This window comes from Mesorhizobium sp. M0898 (assembly GCF_040319695.1).
In the GTDB taxonomy this organism is placed as follows: Bacteria; Pseudomonadota; Alphaproteobacteria; order Rhizobiales; family Rhizobiaceae; genus Mesorhizobium.
On sequence record NZ_JAMYOE010000049.1, the window covers coordinates 1 to 18,117 of the forward strand.

Annotated in this window: 17 protein-coding genes and 1 pseudogene; 13 read left to right on the forward strand and 5 right to left on the reverse strand. The window is 56.6% G+C overall.

Annotated elements, in window-relative coordinates:
- Both NKH90_RS29700 and NKH90_RS29705 read left to right on the forward strand, forming a co-directional pair.
- Positions 1-1,118, forward strand: a 1,118-nt coding sequence (locus tag NKH90_RS29700; RefSeq protein WP_352822668.1) for a thioesterase domain-containing protein, incomplete at its 5' end; no start/stop codon positions are given.
- A gap of 211 nt (positions 1,119-1,329) precedes the next feature.
- On the forward strand, positions 1,330-1,962 hold the full coding sequence (locus tag NKH90_RS29705) for a 4'-phosphopantetheinyl transferase family protein (RefSeq protein ID WP_352822671.1): 633 nt from the start codon (positions 1,330-1,332) through the stop codon (positions 1,960-1,962).
- 155 nt (positions 1,963-2,117) lie between these two features.
- Here NKH90_RS29705 and NKH90_RS29710 read toward each other — a convergent pair.
- Positions 2,118-2,315, reverse strand: a pseudogene (locus tag NKH90_RS29710) (DDE-type integrase/transposase/recombinase); the annotation flags it as partial.
- A gap of 165 nt (positions 2,316-2,480) precedes the next feature.
- On the opposite strand from NKH90_RS29710, the gene NKH90_RS29715 reads away from it, so the two are divergent.
- The 8 genes from NKH90_RS29715 (at position 2,481) to NKH90_RS29750 (ending at position 9,512) form a co-directional block, all read left to right on the forward strand.
- On the forward strand, positions 2,481-4,082 hold the full coding sequence (locus NKH90_RS29715; protein WP_352822673.1) for a TnsB C-terminal domain-containing protein: 1,602 nt from the start codon (positions 2,481-2,483) through the stop codon (positions 4,080-4,082).
- Positions 4,083-4,088: 6 nt separating this feature from the next.
- Positions 4,089-4,970 (forward strand): TniB family NTP-binding protein, encoded by an 882-nt coding sequence (locus NKH90_RS29720; protein ID WP_352707045.1) that lies wholly within the window; start codon positions 4,089-4,091, stop codon positions 4,968-4,970.
- A complete protein-coding gene (locus NKH90_RS29725; RefSeq protein ID WP_352707048.1) occupies positions 4,967-5,848 on the forward strand; it encodes a TniQ family protein in 882 nt (293 codons plus the stop codon). The genes NKH90_RS29720 and NKH90_RS29725 overlap by 4 nt, the downstream gene beginning before the upstream one ends.
- Positions 5,849-6,552: 704 nt before the next feature.
- Positions 6,553-6,894 (forward strand): D-alanine--D-alanine ligase family protein, encoded by a 342-nt coding sequence (locus tag NKH90_RS29730; RefSeq protein ID WP_352707050.1) that lies wholly within the window; start codon positions 6,553-6,555, stop codon positions 6,892-6,894.
- Positions 6,895-7,001: 107 nt separating this feature from the next.
- Positions 7,002-7,112, forward strand: a complete 111-nt coding sequence (locus tag NKH90_RS29735) for a hypothetical protein (RefSeq protein ID WP_352707052.1) — start codon at positions 7,002-7,004, stop codon at positions 7,110-7,112.
- Positions 7,099-7,908: an IclR family transcriptional regulator gene (locus tag NKH90_RS29740; RefSeq protein WP_352707054.1), complete on the forward strand. Its 810-nt coding sequence runs from the start codon at positions 7,099-7,101 to the stop codon at positions 7,906-7,908. Before NKH90_RS29735 ends, NKH90_RS29740 begins: the two co-directional genes overlap by 14 nt.
- A gap of 79 nt (positions 7,909-7,987) precedes the next feature.
- Positions 7,988-8,740 (forward strand): 3-deoxy-manno-octulosonate cytidylyltransferase, encoded by a 753-nt coding sequence (locus NKH90_RS29745; protein ID WP_352707056.1) that lies wholly within the window; start codon positions 7,988-7,990, stop codon positions 8,738-8,740.
- Positions 8,741-8,807: 67 nt separating this feature from the next.
- The gene (locus NKH90_RS29750; RefSeq protein ID WP_352707059.1) at positions 8,808-9,512 is read left to right on the forward strand and encodes an IS6 family transposase; all 705 of its coding nucleotides are present in this window, start codon (positions 8,808-8,810) and stop codon (positions 9,510-9,512) included.
- 461 nt (positions 9,513-9,973) lie between these two features.
- Here NKH90_RS29750 and NKH90_RS29755 read toward each other — a convergent pair whose 3' ends face one another.
- Positions 9,974-10,108 (reverse strand): hypothetical protein, encoded by a 135-nt coding sequence (locus NKH90_RS29755; protein ID WP_352707061.1) that lies wholly within the window; start codon positions 10,106-10,108, stop codon positions 9,974-9,976.
- A gap of 377 nt (positions 10,109-10,485) precedes the next feature.
- Here NKH90_RS29755 and NKH90_RS29760 point away from each other — a divergent pair, with 377 nt between their 5' ends.
- The 3 genes from NKH90_RS29760 (at position 10,486) to NKH90_RS29770 (ending at position 15,118) form a co-directional block, all read left to right on the forward strand.
- Positions 10,486-11,736 (forward strand): ABC transporter substrate-binding protein, encoded by a 1,251-nt coding sequence (locus NKH90_RS29760; protein ID WP_352707064.1) that lies wholly within the window; start codon positions 10,486-10,488, stop codon positions 11,734-11,736.
- A gap of 145 nt (positions 11,737-11,881) precedes the next feature.
- The gene (locus NKH90_RS29765) at positions 11,882-12,826 is read left to right on the forward strand and encodes an aminotransferase class IV (protein WP_352707067.1); all 945 of its coding nucleotides are present in this window, start codon (positions 11,882-11,884) and stop codon (positions 12,824-12,826) included.
- A 216-nt stretch (positions 12,827-13,042) separates the two neighbouring features.
- On the forward strand, positions 13,043-15,118 hold the full coding sequence (locus NKH90_RS29770; RefSeq protein WP_502898888.1) for an extracellular solute-binding protein: 2,076 nt from the start codon (positions 13,043-13,045) through the stop codon (positions 15,116-15,118).
- Between the two features lie 208 nt (positions 15,119-15,326).
- On the opposite strand, the gene NKH90_RS29775 is transcribed toward NKH90_RS29770, so the two are convergent.
- The 3 genes from NKH90_RS29775 to NKH90_RS29785 all read right to left on the reverse strand — a co-directional run bounded on the left by NKH90_RS29775 (position 15,327) and on the right by NKH90_RS29785 (position 17,848).
- Positions 15,327-16,790: an amidase gene (locus tag NKH90_RS29775; protein ID WP_352707069.1), complete on the reverse strand. Its 1,464-nt coding sequence runs from the start codon at positions 16,788-16,790 to the stop codon at positions 15,327-15,329.
- Between the two features lie 199 nt (positions 16,791-16,989).
- The gene (locus NKH90_RS29780; protein WP_352822683.1) at positions 16,990-17,508 is read right to left on the reverse strand and encodes an aminotransferase class IV; all 519 of its coding nucleotides are present in this window, start codon (positions 17,506-17,508) and stop codon (positions 16,990-16,992) included.
- Between the two features lie 16 nt (positions 17,509-17,524).
- Positions 17,525-17,848: an aminotransferase class IV gene (locus NKH90_RS29785; RefSeq protein ID WP_352822686.1), complete on the reverse strand. Its 324-nt coding sequence runs from the start codon at positions 17,846-17,848 to the stop codon at positions 17,525-17,527.
- Between the last annotated feature and the right edge of the window lie 269 nt (positions 17,849-18,117).

An 18,117-nucleotide genomic window follows, 5' to 3' on the forward strand; every position in this document is an offset into this window, starting at 1 on the left:
CGGACGACGACGCCTATGCGCGCACCGCCTATGAAGCGCCGCAGGGCGCGGTCGAGACGGCGCTGGCCGGGATCTGGGCGGAGCTGCTCGGGGTCGAGCGGGTCGGACGCCACGACAACTTCTTCGAGCTCGGCGGCCATTCGCTCCTGGCGGTGCAGTTGCTCAGTCGAGCATTAGATCTTGGGCTGGACTTTAGCGCCGCTGACCTCTTCCAAGCCCCTGTTCTGAAGGAACTTGCATCGAAGATTCATTTGGAGCCACAGTCCAGGAGTCGCGGAGTGATTTCCATTAGACCAACCGGATCGCAGCCACCGCTCTTCTTTGTCCCCACAGGTTTTGGCGATTGTTCCTACGTCCTCAGGTTGGTGGAGGAAATGGACGTAGACTGTCCCGTCTACGCTCTGCCATGGCCCCCCTTCAATAACCGTTGTCCACCAATTCTTGAGGCGATAGCCGCGGAGACCCTCGTGGCGATTAGAAAGATCCAGCCGCAGGGTCCGTATCGTTTCGCTGGATACTCATCAGGCGGGATCTTGGCTTACGCCCAAGCCCAGCTCTTACTGGGTCTCGATGAAGCTATCTCTTTCATGGCGTTGATCGATGTTACGTTACCTGCAAACGTGACAAAGATATCACCCATCCAAATGGTACGAGACGTCGTGCTCGATTCTTTTGAACCCTTAGATGATGAGAGCTTCGAAGTGTTGGAGAAATTTGCTGGACAAAGTTCAATCGCTCAGCTGCTTGAAAAGGGGCAGCAGATTGGGGCAATACCTCTGGATCGTAATCTCCATAACGATGTTTTGATGTATGAAAGGACCGCCCGGTTTCACGAGGCGCTGCAGGCGTACCAAGTCCCAACCCTGCCAATTGAGATACATCAGTTTTATGCCACCGAGGCTCTCTTCAGTTCTCGGGCACGACAAGCTAAGAGTTCATTATGCCCAGAGGCACGTTCGCCTATGCGCGGCTGGGACCGGGTCTTGAGTCCGGAGGCCATTACTGCCGTACCGATTGTAGGCGACCACGTGACGATGATGAGTGTTCTGGAAAACCGCAAGGCTCTGGCCCGAGCCATTTCTACGCCTTTAACCGGGGTTCTTGAAAAAGATCCCTAGCGAACTGCACCGAAGGTTCTGGCACCCAGACGAGGTTCAGTCTCGGATCGCGACAATCCCCAAATGTCGGAGAGTTCTGGCTCGGTGATCCAAAGATGGGAAGCATATGTGGTCTGCCGCCGCTGCTGATCGACGACCGAGTCGATCAACTCCAAGGCCAAGCTGCATTGGCTGAGCTTCTCATTCGAAAAGCTCAAAGGGACCAGATAGAATGGAGACTATCACCATTGATCAACAGAACATCCTCGTCGGCATCCGTCCAATAGAACCGGCTGACGACTCCACCTTGTACGCTTCCGAAGTTACCTCGTTGGGACGCGCTGTTACCAAAGTTCGCCGCCAAAGCGGTGCTGCAAGAGTAGTCGCCAGAACACTCCTTGGGCAACTGGGATTCCCACAACTGCCGATCCTAAAGACGCGCTCTGGTGTTCCGATCTGGCCACCCGGCGTCGTCGGATCTTTGGCGCACCACGATACCGTAGCAGCCGCCGCCATTGCAGGGACGAAAAGGATTGCGGCTCTCGGCATCGACATTGAGCCTAATGAACCTCTGCCGGAGAACCTGATCGAATTGATTGCCACCCCTAACGAGCAACGCATGTACGATCTACATCTGCTCAAGCGGCGGGACCTCTTCGTTTTGAAGGAGGCGGTATATAAGGCGTATTTTCCACTGTACAATCATTTCATTGAATTCCAGGACGTGGAAATTGATATCTCTGCGCGATTAGGGTACGTGTCGAAGGCAAATTGCACGTTTTCGCTCGAGTTACTTATTTCCAACAATGTAATCGGGTTGGCGTATTCACGGCCGACGTGCGGTGACCTTGCCCCGCTGATCTAATCCGGTTGACGTTCGTTCTGGCCCATCGAGAGGACCAGGACATGAAACGTAGCCGCTTTTCTGAAGAGCAGATCATCGGAATTTTTGAAGGAACATGAGGGGCTCTGTCGCAATTCCGGGATGTGGACGGGAAGAGCGTCGCCTGGGAGCATTGATCAGGCGGTGAGCATTTCGAATTGCTCGGCAATTGACGGACTCGGATTGTAGGCGAACCTCGCCTGTCGCTTTCGCATCATGTGGACCAGCTCGATGCCGGAGAGGGTGATCTGGGCATTCTCCATAGACTTGAAGCCGAGCATGGATCGAAGGCGGCGCTTGATGCGCCGGTGATCCTGTTCGATCCGATTGTTGAGTGTCGCGCTGTATTTAAAGGTGAGACTGCTCGCCTAATGATTGCAAGCCCTTAGCCTTGTACTTAACTTGAGAATTTGCATTTAATTTGAGATTCGCGCTTGGCTCGCTGCAGTTAATGTGAGATTCTGACGGTCTAACGTTAGTTTGAATTGTTCGCGGGCAGCATGGGCGACGACACCAATGATTACGGGGAGCGAACCCGTTGGAACGAGGCGTGCCGGCGCGAAGAGGCAATCCGCAAGCTCGTGGAGCGCTATCCAAAAAGCCTGAGCGGTCAGGCTGTAGCGGATCTGGCGTGGGAACTGGACCTGAGCCGGGCCACTCTCTACAGGATGATCAAGCTGTTTCGAGCAGGTGGCACTGTAAGTTCGCTGATGGACCGCAAGCGCGGTCGGCGCCAGGGACATCGTGCCCTCGACAAAGATCGAGAAGCTCTCGTGCGACGAACGATTGAAGGCTTTTATCTCAAGCCGACACGCCCGTCCTTTGCGCAGTTGGTTCGCCAGGTCCAAATCGCCTGCGCAGCGGCCGGCCTTGCTCCACCAAACTGGCGCACCATCAAATCCCGGGTTGAAGAAGTCGATCTACGGGTGAGGGGGCGTAAGCGCGGCGAGAGCGAGGTCGTCAAAGCTACAACGGCCACGCCAGGTGCCCTTTCGGCGTCGCGGCCGCTCGAACTTGTGCAAATCGATCATACCAAAGTTGACGTATTCGTTGTCGACGAAGAAACGCGTCTGCCGCTCGGACGGCCCTGGCTGACACTTGCGTTGGACATCTTTTCTCGGATGGTGACGGGCCTCTATCTGACCATGGAGGCGCCGTCGCGATTATCGACAAGCCTATGCATACTGCACTCAGTATTCGACAAAACCCAATGGTTGCAGGAGAGGGGTATCCATGAAGCGTGGCCAGTGGCCGGTTTGCCGGGAACGATACATGTCGACAACGGCGCGGACTTTCGAAGTCATGCATTCGAACGTGCTTGCCGGGACAACGGCATAAAGATCGATTGGCGTCCGCCGGGGACGCCTCATTTCGGCGGCCACATCGAACGGTTGATCGGCACGCAGATGGGCGCGGTTCATCTGCTGCCAGGATCGACCTCAAGCAACATCGAGGAACGGCGCCAGTATGATGCCAAACGCCATGCGACACTGACGCTTCGAGAGCTTGAGCGCTACATCGCACTCGAGATCGTTGGGCAATACCATCATGCTATCCATGGCGCACTCCGTCGGCCACCGATTGCGGTCTGGCGACAGCAGGAGAGTGAGTTGGTGTTGCGCCTGCCGAACGATCGTATGCAGTTCTGGATCTCCTTCCTGCCGGAGGCAGAGAGAACGTTGCGCCCGACCGGCATCCATCTTTTCAACATCCGCTACTGGTCGCCCGCCCTGGCCGCCGATATTGGACGAACCAAGGCCCGCCTGATTGTGAAATACGATCCCCGCGATCTGTCGCGCATCTTTGTTAAGCGGTCCCCAGGCAGCTTTGTTGAGGCTCGCTATGCCGATGTGACACTCGCGCCCATTACGTTGTGGGAGGCGCAGGCTGCCCGACGCAAACTTAACGCTCAGGGCAAACGCGAAATTGACATGCACGTCCTTATTCGCACTGCGCTCTCGCAGCGCGAACTGATCGAGCAGGCGAAAAACAAGACACAAGGGCGCCGGCTTGCGAAAACGAATGTGGATGACGATGAAGTGGGCTCGCTTCGTGGCGTCGATTCAAGCAAACCTGTTCCCTCCGTCGAAGATTTGGATTGAGCCCCTTTGAGCACGGATAACGTCCATCTGACGCAGGCGGCCAAAGACCTCCTCGGCGAGCCCGATATTGTCCGAGTTCGCGCGCTTCAGGCTCGCCGATGGATTTTTTATCCGCGCGCCAAGCAGGCACTCGATCGTCTCAACCTGCTGGTCGGCCATCCGCGCGGCACGCGCATGCCCTCGGTCGCCATCTACGGCGACAGTGGCATGGGCAAGACGATGATCATGGAAAAATTCTGCGACAATAACCCCTCCCGCTTTGATCCGACGACCGGCGTTCAGGCTATGCCGGTTCTGGCAATCGAGATGACGGGGAAGCCAGGTGAGCGCCGTCTATATGCCGAGATCCTGGCTGCACTTGGCGCGCCACAGGCACCCCGCGCCGACATCGTGCAGATGGAGCAGGCGGCGTTGCGGCTTCTGAAAACGGTTGGCGTCCAGGTCCTGGTGATCGATGAAGTACATAACATTCTCGCCGGCTCGTACCGCGAGCAGCGGGTCGTGCTGAACACGCTGCGATTTCTCAGCAATCGGCTTCAGATCTCCCTCGTTTGCTTCGGCGTAATTGAAGCCCGCGAAGCGATAAGTGGCGACGTACAGCTTGCCCGCCGATTCGGCGAGCTGACCTTGAATAGGTGGGCGGCCAACGAACAGTTCGAAGCACTAGTCTCGTCCATTTTGCGGAATATGCCGCTTCGCCGACCGACGGTGCTGACGCCGAAATCTCTACGTCGAATTCTGCAGATCAGCGGCGGCATCACTGCAAATATTTTTCACGCGATCACGAGCGTGGCAGCCGAGTCGATCGAGAGCGGCATAGAGCACATCACCGATGAAGCGGTGGAAAGTTGGCGCCCGCCAGTTAGCGCCGAAACAGCCTACGCATGATCCGCGAGCTCAGCGGCACAAGGCCACTTCCTGTCATTCTCAAACCCGTCCCAGATGAGCTCCTGTCGTCGTGGATCACGCGCCATGCCGATTTCTACGGCGTCGCCCCGCTCACAATGCTTCGCCATGCCATTCCGGAGGCAACATCTTTGCGGCAAACTGATACAAACCTGGGGCCAACCGCCGCCGTTGACATTGCGAGGCTGTTTCGAACCCAACCTTCGACAATCTTGGCGATGACCACGTCCGGGTTCCCGAAATCGGCAGCGCAGCTCGTCGCGCCACGCGCCATTCAATGCTGCATCCCCTGCTGTGAGCAAAACAGATCGCGAGGAGCCGCAACTGCGGTACAGCGAAGCTGGACCGAGGGTTGGCGTATAACCTGTCCCGTTTGCAGGCAACGGCAGCAAGAGACGAGGGAGGGGTCATCTGCCCTCGCAAGCACGTCCTTGCCATTCGAGGATCTTTGGGTAGATGCCGTCCAGGGCGAGCGGCTCATCGATCAGTCGCTGACGGGAGCATCTGTCGGTTGGGTGTCGCCAATCGATATCGTCCGTTTACTCCTCATCAGACGATGCCCGAAGCCAGTCCGCCATCACCCATCGATAGGCCGCTGCACCATCCTTGGCGCCGTCGTTCCGGGTTTCGATGAGCTTGTAGCCGAACAGAGACTCCCAAGACCTACGATTGCAAGACCGATCTTGCCTATTGGGCTCCGCATGGCGCTGCTCGCTGGTGTCTCAATCGTCTATCAGGCTGGTCCGACGTACGTCTCCGGACTCAAGCGCCAAACGCTTGGGGCTTACTATACGCGGTTCGCTGCGATCGACGCCCGCATATCGGTTTCAAGAAACTCTCAGTCGCTGCAGGTGAATTGAGACTCAGGGCCATTGAATCTCATGATTAGGTGCAGCGGTTGAGCGAGCTGGGCGCAATCTCACATTTAAGTGCAGTGCGACACCCGTGGCGATCGCGGGCGAGATAGCGGCGTTAATATGGGGCAGCGACCACCAAGGTCGAACCGGTTCGTTTAGATGCACTGCACTTCTTCATCGAAGATCATCCGACAAGCGCGCCCCAGGCGCGGGCACCGCCGAAGGCGGCGTCGCGCCGTCTCTCGGCGGAAATCATGGGCAGCATGGAGACCGGATGTGGGGCACGGTGGGGAAATCCCGCAGGAATATGTGGTTGGGGACCTCGTCCCCAACGTCCGACAGGGGCGGGAAAGTTTCATCCATCACCTTTTACCACGGCCATAAGAGTACTTGACCTGCAAAAGCTTCGCAAATGTGCTCGACCGGGGTGTCGTCAAGCGGTGATGGAACTCTCGTGCTCAGGCACATTTCTCGCGTTCAGCCGTGTCTGATTGAAGACATCGAAACCGGGTACGCCGAGACGCAAGCATACCGCCGGCGCGGCGCGAACCCATGTTTTCCCCTTTTTGCACGCACAACTTCTTCGGTGGCGCGCCGATTGCATGGGGAACGCTGAAGCACGTGGGGTCCCGGACGAGCTGTTCCCCTAGTGCAATCAAATGCGAGTGAATGAACGCGACAGCGGGCAAACACCCAAGGAGTATCTGATGCGGGTCACCATCGTGTGGAACTATGATCGTAGGGGCGTCATCAAACGGTTCGGTCAGCCTAGTCCGGAGTTCGACGACCGCGAGCCGGTCGAAAACGTCGTGACGGCACTGCAAGAGGGCGGCCACGAGACACTCCTATGCGAGAGCGATAAAGGAAACGTTCCGGCTATGATTGAGATGGCAGGCATTCCGTACACCGGACCGAGCCCGCTCGGGCATGGGCTGGCGCTCGACAAGGTCATCACAAAGAGGCTAATCCGCGACCGCGGAGTGCCGACGCCGAAATTTCGCGTAATGGATTGCGGCACTGAGCCTACGGCGATCTGCGATTCCCAGTGATGGTGAAGCGTCTCGACGATAATCAGTCTCAGATTGCAGCTCGTACATGAGCCCGCTTGAGGCAGGCCGTAGTAGTGACAGCTTCGCAGTATGGGCAGGACGCGCTCGTGGAAGAATACATCGACGGGCAAGAAATCACCGTCGCGCTGCTCGGAAACGAAGAGTGCCGCGAGGTGTCAGCGACCGCGAAACCTGTCCACGATCATGAAGGTTGTTAACTCTCTTATTGCAGATTGCTTTGCAATCCTGGAACTCTTGGCCACCGAAGCGAAGAGCATGCGCCAGTCGGACATCGCGGACCAGCTTCAGCTGCAGCGAAGTGGTGCTCATCGCATTCTGACGACACTTGTCGGGCTTGGGTGGGTTGAGCAAGATAAGGAGGACTTTTATCGTCTTTCGCTGAAGCTTCCCGCCATAGGCTACCGGTTCATGCAGGCGGCATCGTTGCCCGATGTTTTTCAGCCTGTTCTGGATAAGGTGGCCCGTGAGAGTCGTGAACTGGTTTGTCTAGCTGCCCTCGCAAGCGACAACCTTACGACGATCGCACATGCCCAGGGTGCTCAAGGGACTCTGATCTGCCGCTCGCGAACATTGCCAGTCCTGCCTTTACATGTCAGTGCGAGCGGAAAGGCGTGGCTGGCGACCATTTCACGCGAGGCAGCGCTCGAGCGTGCACTGGAGTCGGGACTAGGGAAACCGGGCAATTATGGCCCGCGCCAGATCAAGACAGTCGACGAGTTCATGTCGGAGTTCGATCGCACGGCATTGCGTGGCTACGGCATTGCGCTCGAAGAAGCCGAGGAGGCAATCGGGGCGGTCGCGGCCACGATCGCTACCGCCTCGGGGCAAGCCGTCGGTGTCCTCGCCATCGTCGCGCCCGCATTTCGGCTTAACGAAAAGCGGCTGGCCGAATTGGGTGAGCAGGCAAAGGCCGGCGCAGCCGAGTTGGCTCTGCTTTGGCCGCTGCGCTCGGTTGCTCGCCCCGACAGGCCCAATGACGAGGCGGCAGAATGAAAAGCCAGCTGCAAAACAGGTGGTCGATCGTTGGTGCTCCCGCTAGCGCCAGTATCAACGGGCAATGGGTGGTATTGTTATGAAGCCGATCGTCGTTATCCCTGCGCGCATGAATTCAAGCCGGCTTCCAGGAAAGCCGCTCGCCGATATTCACGGAGAGCCCATGATCCGTCATGTGCTGCGTAGAGGCTTAGAGGCGGATGTGGGGCCCGTCTTGGTTGCGGCGGGGGATCCCGAGATCGCCAACGCGTTGGCACTAGCCGGTGGCAATGTCGTCCTGACCGATCCCAATCTCGCATCAGGGTCGGACAGGTCACACGCGGCCTTATCGAGTTTCGATCTCGATGGCAACTATGACGTGATCGTCAACCTGCAGGGCGATATGCCGACGATCTCGCCTTCGCTGCTACGCAAGGCTATCTCTGTCCTTGACGATCCCCAGATCGATATCGTCACACTCGCCACGCCGATATCCGATCCAGCGGAGGCCGAGCGGACAGCCGTAGTCAAGGTTGCAATGGAGCCGGCGGCCGAGAATTCGTCGATTGGTCGTGCGATCTATTTCAGCCGATGGCCCATTCCCTACGGCGCCAGGAACCTTCTCCATCATATTGGGCTTTACGTCTATCGACGGAACGCACTCGACAAGTTCGTCGCGGCCCAACCGTCTCAACTCGAACGGCTCGAGAAGCTAGAGCAATTGAGGGCGCTGGTATTGGGCCTGATCATTGGAGTTGCCGTCGTTGATACGCACCCTCTTGGAGTCGATACGCCGGAAGACTTGGACGAGGCGCGCCGTCTGCTGGCCCCCAGTGCAGGAGCGATATCATGAATAATACCTCCATGAGGGGTTATCAACTTAACTTTCTTTCAGCGATTGTCAGCGTAGGGGCAGCGGGATGAACCTGTCCGTCGTCCGCTACAAGCGCCACCGTTTCCCGCCTCAGGTCGTCGCCCATGCGGTGTGGCTGTACTTCCGGTTTCCGCTCAGCTTGCGGATGGTGGAAGAGATGCTGCTGGAGCGCGGCATCGTCGTTTCCTACGAGACGGTCCGCAAATGGGCGACAAAGTTCGGAGCTGACTACGCTCGCCGCCTGCACCGGAAACGGCCGTCACCGAATGACGTCTGGTATCTGGACGAAGTCGTCGTCGCCATCGCCGGCAAAAAGCACTGGCTGTGGCGCGCGGTCGATCAGGACGGCTATGTGCTCGATGAGATTGTCCAGAGCCGACGCAACACCAAGGCCGCCAAGCGCTTGCTGACAAGGCTGCTGAAGAAGCAGGGCGTTGCTCCGAAGCGCATGATCACCGACAGGCTGCGTTCTTACGGTGCAGCAAAGCGCCAAGTCATGCCGGATGTCGAGCATCGATCCCACAAAGGCTTGAACAACCGCGCCGAGAATTCACATGTGCCGCTGCGAAAACGGGAACGAATGATGCAGGGCTTCCGATCGCCGGGATCGTTGCAACGGTTCGTCTCCATCTTCTCCGCCATCCGCAACCTGTTCGTTCCGCCAAGCTCCAAACGCTCCGCTCTCGGTATTCGTCTTCACCGCCTCAACGCTATCGCGGAATGGATGATCGTCACCGGAATGCCTGCCTGACAACCGAAGCCGCAGCCCAAACTCGGCTCGGCGCCGTTAAGTTGATAACCCCCCGTAACGAGGTCGACTTTACCTGATAGGTCGATGTTCAACTTGCTTCTCCTGGAAAGATTGGTCGGGCCGCGCGTTCATCGCGCCGCCACCAGCGTCTTGGCTGGAGCCGGTGCTTCCGACCCAGTGATTCCGATGTTCTGTCGGGTGACGCCGGAGCGGCTTACGCCGCCGCGTCCAGCGTATTGAAGGCGGCCCGGTGCAACGTGACGAAGTCCTGAACGGTCATCGGCGGCACGCCCGTCAGCGGCGCAGAGGGCAACGACCATGCCCGGGTAACAATCCCGACACAGCATCCAGCGAGGATTGCGCACCTCCACGATGCCAAAGACAGTCCGGATTCGTCGCGTCGTGTAGTCCTTGACCGGCCAAAACCTGTGGCAATCCGGGCAGACCCGACGAAAGAGGGACTACGTCTCCGCCTCGTGGTTCACGACCGCGCTCTGGAGCGCCGTCATAATGGTCTTGCCGTCCTCGATCGACAGGCCGAGGTCGCCGCCAAACAGACGTTCCCAGCTTTGTCGATACGAACCGCCTTTCGGCAATCACCGCACTCGTTCCTGCCCTCGATCGTGATCGTCCATTCCACCGCCATCGCTTTCCCTCCGATCAAAGCGACGCTCTACGCGGGCCTAACAAGTTGTATTCGACCCAAGAGAAATTAGCGGTCTCCAAAGATTGGAGTGATCTTGAAAAGGCGAAGAAAACAGCACTCACGAAAGGGCGAAAGGCTTGTATTTGACCCGCATTTGTCTCCAGGCAGGGGTCATGAAGACGCGCTTGCCTGAGCACGCCATTAGCGTGGCAGATTGGCTCCGTTCGACCTGCCGAAGTGGACCTTGTATAACCGCCGTTGTTGGCTCTGAATGGATCCGCTTTGTGAAACCTATAAGAAGCTCTTGGAAGAGCTTGGGGAGATAACATGCGTACAATATCAACAATGGGGATCGTTCTTGCGATGGCATTAGGCGCGGCAACTGTCGCCCGTGCTGCGGATGTCACTTGGCCTAGCTATGTCTGGCAAGACCCGGAAGACTCACCTTTTTATAAAGCGTTCGAAAAGGGCTTTGAGGAAGCCAATCCAGACATCAAAATCCAGGAAATACCTACGCCGTTCGGCAGCTTCTGGGACAAACAGTTTCTCGATCTCTCGTCTGGGAACTCAGCAGATATCGTGACGATGTTCGATACAGAAGTGCGGTCATATATCGACAACGATCTTCTCGAACCACTCAACCCGTACCTCGAGAAGGCGGGCATTTCGCTCGACGACTTCTATCCTGGCGCCCGCGCAGCGGTCAAAGACGGCAAGATCTATGGCATTAACTTGATCATCAACCCACGGACATTGTTCTATCACGGAGGGATGCTCAAAAAGGCCGGTCTCAAACCACCGACCAATCTATCCGATTTTACTGCCGCTGTCGAAAAGTTGCGCGACCAGGGCGACGGTCAATTCGGTTTCGCAACTTGGGCAAAAGCTGGCGATCCGAATACCCTCTACCTGGAAACTGCGCCAATTGTGTTTGGCTTTGGCGGTTCGTTTTTCGAGAAGGGCCAGCCCACGGCAACCAAACCGGAAACCATCGAGGCACTACGTTTTTATAAGAAGCTTTACGATCAAAGCCTGATACCCAAAGGCATGGATGTGAATGGCTATCGGCAGCTCTTTGTCCAAGGCAAAATCGCCATGTATGCCGGCGGGCCGTACATGGGCGCGCTGGTGGAAAAAGCGAATGCGGAACGGGGAAAAGAACTTGCTGCCGAGGCATTGCCTTTCCCCGGAAAACGGACGTTTGCGCTGAGCGTATTTATGGGAATCGGCAAGTCCGCCAAGAACAAGGATGCGGCAGCAAAGGTTCTAACCGCCATGGTGAGCCGCGATTGGCAAAATAAGCTTCTCGAAATTGCCGGCCAACCTCCAGGTCGGCGCGATGTGGATTATAGTGTTTATCTCGCAGAACATCCTTGGTTCCAGGCGTTCATCGACGCTGCGAAAGATCCAAACACCGTGTCCTATGCTCCCGACGGAGCCGAGTCCTATGCTCCTGAGGTTATCAAAATCATCGGTGGCAACGTTGAGGGCATGCTTTTCAACAACGTCACGCCTGAAGATGCGGCCGAGAAAATGCAGAAAGAATTGGAAGCATTGGCGGCGTCCCACAAGAAGTAACCGAAGCCCCAAAGCGTTGGCCGCGATCTGAATAGTGTGAATGCCGGCGCGGCCGGCGCGTAAAGGGTTCTCTCACGGCCAAGTGCGGCCGCGAGCGGACACGCGTGTCCTTTTTATCCCGCCCAATACTTTAGTAGGAGAAGCCATGAGTACCAACAAAACCAAAATCTTCATGGACGGAAAGATCGTTTCATGGGAAAGCGCCACAATTCACGTAGCATCGACCGGCGCCAAATATGGAGCTAACGTCTTCGAGGGAATTTGCTGCTACTACGGCGACCAGCAATACCTCTTCAGACTTCGCGAGCACCTCGATAGGCTACACGAGTCTGTTGATCTGATGAGGCTCCCTCAACAGTACTCTGATGGGGATTTCGAAGATGCAATCTGGCAAACTCTCAAAGCCAACGACATTGCAGGAGACGCCCATATTCGCATATCCATCATTGTCACCGGTGAAGGCCTCTACGACGTAAGCGGTCCCCTCGCACTGGTTTGCACCGCAACACCACGCGAGCCTGGGACGCTATCGGACCGAACAGTAAATTTAGGTTTCAGCAGTTGGCGGCGCATCGATGACGCGTCGATGCCACCGCGCATCAAGGCCGGCCCGAACTATCATAACGGCCGTTTTGCGCTCATGGACGCGAAGCGTCATGGTTATGATGAAGCGCTCCTGCTGAACTCCGCTGGAATGGTGTCGGAATCTACGAATTCCTGCTTTATGATGATCCGCCGCGGGGCCCTCGTCACACCGCCCGTTTCGGCAGGTATCCTCGATAGCATCACTCGCGATACATTCCTTAAGATTGCTGCTGACGAACTCGGCATCCCTGTCGAGGTAAGAGAGGTTGACCGAACTGAAACTGCAATCGCCGAGGAAGCGTTCCTCTGCAATAGTTTCCAAGAGGTTCGTCCAGTCACAAGCATCGACGGCATCAAGCTTAAGCGAGCGGCACCAGGTCCCGTCACTCTGCGCCTTTGGGACGCTTACGAAAATGTGGCGCGCGGACATATCTCAAAATACAGAGATTGGCTCACTGCACGAGTCGATGTCCAGCCACAGGCAGCAGGAACTGCCGCTGAATAAGATCAGCGGTTATTCGATGGCCGGCTCTCCAAAGGGCATTCTGCCTGGATACCAAACTGAATTCCGGTGGGCTTGCCCACCGGAAGACCTCGCTGACAATTGCATCTTACTTAATTGGCTCCTTCCTCATCGTGAAGCGAATTTGACATAATGAGGGCAGGAACAAATGCCGAAATCATGTAAGGGAGGGAAAGATGGGGAGTAAGTAACAGTAATTTGCTGACCGACGGCATATCGCCGACTCTATTGGCGACGACAAAATTAAATCTGTCACGACAGCAGGTTTTGGTGGGCGCCCTAGCTGCTGCGCGCGTAGCTGGTTGCACCGGGGCCGATGCCGCCGAACCCGTCACCGAGGTAACTTTCCCAGGCTATGAGTGGTCTAATCCACAGGATATTTTGTTCTGGAGGCCATTCAAGGAAGGGTTTGAGAAGAGTAATCCTGACGTCAAAATCCGCGATATCCCAGTGCCGTACGGAAATTTCTGGGATAAGCAATTTGTTGAGCTATCGGCCAGTAACTCACCTGACATCGTGACGATGTTCGACACTGAGATAAAATCATATGTCGAACATGACTTCGTTGAGCCGCTCAATTCTTATCTCGAGAAAGCCGGCGTCACACTTGACGATTTCCAACCCGGTGCCCAAGCCGCAGTCAAAGACGGCAATATTTATGGTCTGCTGTTTCTCGTTAATCCGCGGGCAATGTTTTATCACGGCGGTCTTTTTCGAAACGAAGGGCTAGGGGTACCAAAGAACCTGGCGGAGTTCTATGCAGCTCTGCGAAAGCTCCGAAAAAGGGAGACGCAGCAGTGGGGTTTCGCGACATATGCCAAACCGGGAGACCCAAACAATTTATTTAGTGAAATTATGCCAATCATCGCTGGATTTGGCGGAGCCTTCTTCGAGAAGGGGGCGCCAACAGCAACCAAGCCGGAAACGGTGGAAGCGCTGAAGTTTTACAAGCAAATCTATGACGAAGATTTGATCCCCAGAGGCTTGGATATCAATGCTTACCGCCAGCTCTTTGCGGAGGGCAAAATAGCGATGTATGCTAGCGGTCCCTTCATGAGTGGACTCGTTCGGAAAGCGAGTGCCGAGCGGATGGCCGAGCTAGGCGCTACGGCGCTGCCATTTCCAGGCAACAGAACCTTTGCGCTCTCGGTATTCTTGGGAATTGGCAAGACGGCCGAGCATAAGGATGCGGCAGCGCGCGTCCTTTTGGCGGCCACGAGCCAGCGGTGGCAAAGCGAAGTACTCAAGATCCAAGGTTCTCCGCCAGGCCTGCGTAGCATCGACTACTCAAACTTTGTCGCGGCAAATCCTTGGTTCAAAGCTTTCAGAGATGCGGCGAACGCTCCGCAAATGATATCATTCGCTCCAGATGGAGCGGAAACCTTTGGGCCGGACCCTATCCTTTTAAGGGCCGCGCGTGATGACGGCCACACCGAGGAGATCGCACCGATGGGATCGGCCGATCCAATTCTTGCCGTGCACGACCCTGAGTACGTCGAATTCTTGAGGACTCTCTACCAACGTTGGAGGGCAACTCCGGACTGCGGCGAATATGCAGTGCCTGATTCACATCCCACACACCGCATGCGCCGTAAGCCGACTGACCTGCGTGGGGAGTTGGGGTGGTATTGCAACTCAACAGGCTGTCCTGTAGCAGCCGACACATGGACGGCCGTTAACGCGAGTGCACAAGTGGCCGTCCACGGGGCGCGCCGCCTAATTGAAGGCGCAAGTAGCGTGTATGCACTTTGCCGCCCTCCGGGGCACCACGTCTATCCAGATCTTATGTCCGGCAGCTGTTTTCTTAACAATGCCTCGATCGCAGCACAACTGCTCACGACTCGCTTTGAGAAGGTCGCGCTAGTGGACATCGACGTCAATCATGGCAATGGTTCGCAGCATATTTTTTATAGTCGATCCGATGTGCTGTTTTGCTCTATTCACGTCGACCCTTCGGTCGCACCTCCGTTCTATGCAGGATTTGCTGACGAAGTAGGGGAGGGGTCAGTAAAGGGTGCAACATCAACCTTCCATTGCCGCGAGGAACTGGTAATGCGGCATGGCTGCTGGCACTCGAGACTGCGCTGTCAAAGGTTGAGCAATTTGGTGCGCAGGCGGTCGTTGTATCCCTCGGACTGGATGCCGGCCAGCACGATCCGAACGCCATCTTACGCGGGTTTGAGAACATTACGCAGAGGGGTTAAACTCGGTCGGCAGCTATGCCGCTCTCCCAGCACCCTCCCGCCACCCGACCAGGCCTCGACTGTTGTCTAATGGTCTAACCGTCATGCCCGGTTCATCAAATCGCATGACGGTGTCTCCGGCCGAGTTCACAACCGACTGACTGACAGAGTGATCGTCTTTTGCCGTGGATGGCGGCTGGTGGCGTTAGGGGCTTAGTTTAATCTCATCAACGCAAACGTACCGCCGAAGATCGGGCTATGTCGATGCCCGACCTCCTGGCCAAACTAGCGCAAGTAATCTAGCCGCGATCCGAAAGCCTCAAGTTGGCAAGCCGGGCGGGCCATCCGATCGCTTCCTCCATCTGCGCGGCGATTTGTAGCAACAATCGATCCTCGCCTCGAGCGGCAGCGACCTGAACGGCAACTGGAAGATGTTCGTTCGTCCACCGGACAGGGAAGACCATCGCCGGCTGCCCAGACGCGTTGAAGGGTTCAAGAAACACCGATTCCTGAAGATCGATAGCTGACTGTTGTTCAAAAGAGCTCTCAACAACGTCTTTGAGGCGATACTGTAGCTCATTTACAACCGGCGTTACCAGGAGATCGAAGCCTTGGTCCCACCATTGAAGCATCCTTGCTGATCGAGCGATATGCCAATCCCAGGCCGAACGCATATCCTGCGAGGAAATACCCCGATTGTTATGATATTCCGCCCATGTGCGTGGTTCAACGTCGCTCTCCTCTACCGGGCGGCCAAGGAGTTTCTCCAGGTTTGAGATGGCGGCCACGAAGCACTCCCCAAAACGGATACGGTCGACCCATTCTGGCTTCGCCTCAAGAATCGCCTGAGGGTGCGTGAATTCCACGTGGTGACCGGCAGCCTCCAGTAGCTTTCCTGTCTCTTCGACAGCGCGAACACATTCGGGATCGACTTTTAATCCGCCGGGAGCTTGCGCTAGCAGGCCGATGCGTAGCGCACGCCGCGGCGCAGCCAAGTCAGCGAAGTGCGGTGCATTGGGCCGTGGCAGCGAAAAGAGGTCGCCTGGGAGCGCTCCATTGACCGCATCGAGCACCACTGCGCTATCGCGGACACTGCGCGAAATCACAAAGGGGCTGCTGAAAACGTCGTCAATCGAGCCCACAAGCTTGGGCATCCGCCCCCGCGATGGCTTAAGGCCAAAGACCCCGCACCATGCTGCGGGTTGCCGGATCGAACCTCCACCATCGCTTGCGTGCGCAATTGGGACAAAACCAGCCGCAACTGCAGCCGCCGCCCCCCCTGAAGAGCCGCCGACTGAGCGGTCGAGGCACCACGGATTGCGCGTCGGGCCGAACGCGAGTGGTTGAGTATCGCAAAGCTGCCCAAACTCCGGCATGTTGGTTACACCCAGGGTGACGAACCCGGCCTCTTTGAAGCGAGACCCGAGCGGGGAGTCCTTTTTGGGCCCGTAGTTAATTCGTTTCAGTGCGACATTTCCTTGGGTCTGCGGAACACCTGCCTGCACCAACCCGGAATCTTTTAACAGAAATGGCACGCCCGCAAATGGTGCAGTCGAAGACGGCTTGAAACCTTTTGCCTCCTCCAACGCTTGCTCAAATCGCCGGTGCACGACGGCGTTGACTACGCCGTCACCGGCTTCGATGCGGTCGATTGCCGCTTGGACCAGTTCGCGGGCCGAAAGTTCGCCTTTGCGAACAAGTTCGGCCTGGGCAACACCGTCCAGCTTAGCAAGCTCGCTTGAGAATTTATTTTCGTGGCTCATAATTCAAGGATTCTCCTGTTGTTTCATTGTAGGTATGGCTTCTGGTCAGCCTCCCAGAGCGCTTTACAGGTGTCAGAGGGCTGTTCTATTTGCGATGAAGACCAGCCAGCATGTCCGCTTCGTCAAGCCCCAGATCTCCAACTGCGAGGTTCGGAAGAGTGAAGAATGCGTGGTGCCGCACCCAAGAAAGGATCGCGTGCTAGAATGCCGATGCCCGGCATTTCTCTATATAAATCTGCCGCAGCGATGCCGTAATCGGGCCTGGTCTCCCCGACCCGATCAGGCGCTCGTTGATACTCACGACTGGGCTGACCAGACCGGATGCACAGGTAGAGTAGGCCTCTGCTGCGTTCTCGGCTTCCTCGATCGTGAACGGGCGCTCCTCGACCGTCAGTTGAAGATCTTGCGCGCATTGCAGTACGGTTTGCCGGGTGATACCGTGTAGGATATCCGTCGAGAGATCTCTCGTCACGATTTTCCCTGCTGGTGTGATGATATGTGCATTGTTCGTCGAGCCTTCAGTAACGAAGCCGTCCCTGACAAGCCAGGCATCATCCGCGCCGCGCGATCTTGCTTCCATCTTCGCCATGCAAGGATATACGAGCTGCACGGTCTTGATATCGCAGCGCCGCCATCGCATGTCTTCCAGCGTGATAACGTTCTGGCCGCGCTTCACAAGCGGAGTATCAATGACGTGCTTCTTTTGGGTGAAGAGCACAACTGTATTCGGCGTCTCAGCGGGGGGGAAGAGAAAGTCGCGCTTCGCCGATCCCCCCACGGGTTACCTGCAGGTAAACCAAGCCCTCACGGATATCGTTCTGCCGGACCAGCTCACGATGTATTCCGAGTAGCTCGTCATCATTCGACGCGAATGACATGCCGAGTTGGGCAAGTGACCGGCGCAAACGGCGCATGTGGCCCGCAAAATCGACGAGTTTCCCGTCCAGGACGAGAGTAACCTCATAAACTCCATCAGCGAAAAGAAAGCCTCGATCAAAGACCGAAACCAGAGCCTCAGTATCGCGTAAATAGTTCCCGTTTAGATAGACTTCGGGCATGATATCCATTCCTAAAGAGCGCAGTTAGAGGCTCAATCAGCGAGCCTCCTGGTGTCCGAGTGTTGCGTGCCACTAGGTCGTAGGTTCAAAGCCGACAATGTTTCACCTCTCCCGAAACTTGGAGGGAACAACGGTCCGGCTTACCTACACCCTCAGTAGATCGCCGCACTTCCCATTCGGAAGGCTTGTGGCTCGAGCGGTGAAAAGGCAGAGGTCCGACGCCGCACAAAACGGCGTCGATCCAAATGCTGCCGCAGGAACCTGCAGCG

What these genes read in the sequence shown, in the direction of transcription:
- NKH90_RS29785 (WP_352822686.1), bottom strand. Translation starts at nt 17,848, where the DNA reads ATGCCCGAAGTCTATCTAAACGGGAACTATTTACGCGATACTGAGGCT.
- NKH90_RS29760 (WP_352707064.1), top strand. Translation starts at nt 10,486, where the DNA reads ATGCGTACAATATCAACAATGGGGATCGTTCTTGCGATGGCATTAGGC.
- NKH90_RS29725 (WP_352707048.1), top strand. Translation starts at nt 4,967, where the DNA reads ATGATCCGCGAGCTCAGCGGCACAAGGCCACTTCCTGTCATTCTCAAA.
- NKH90_RS29750 (WP_352707059.1), top strand. Translation starts at nt 8,808, where the DNA reads ATGAACCTGTCCGTCGTCCGCTACAAGCGCCACCGTTTCCCGCCTCAG.
- NKH90_RS29745 (WP_352707056.1), top strand. Translation starts at nt 7,988, where the DNA reads ATGAAGCCGATCGTCGTTATCCCTGCGCGCATGAATTCAAGCCGGCTT.
- NKH90_RS29775 (WP_352707069.1), bottom strand. Translation starts at nt 16,790, where the DNA reads ATGAGCCACGAAAATAAATTCTCAAGCGAGCTTGCTAAGCTGGACGGT.
- NKH90_RS29765 (WP_352707067.1), top strand. Translation starts at nt 11,882, where the DNA reads ATGAGTACCAACAAAACCAAAATCTTCATGGACGGAAAGATCGTTTCA.
- NKH90_RS29715 (WP_352822673.1), top strand. Translation starts at nt 2,481, where the DNA reads ATGGGCGACGACACCAATGATTACGGGGAGCGAACCCGTTGGAACGAG.
- NKH90_RS29705 (WP_352822671.1), top strand. Translation starts at nt 1,330, where the DNA reads ATGGAGACTATCACCATTGATCAACAGAACATCCTCGTCGGCATCCGT.
- NKH90_RS29740 (WP_352707054.1), top strand. Translation starts at nt 7,099, where the DNA reads ATGAAGGTTGTTAACTCTCTTATTGCAGATTGCTTTGCAATCCTGGAA.
- NKH90_RS29730 (WP_352707050.1), top strand. Translation starts at nt 6,553, where the DNA reads ATGCGGGTCACCATCGTGTGGAACTATGATCGTAGGGGCGTCATCAAA.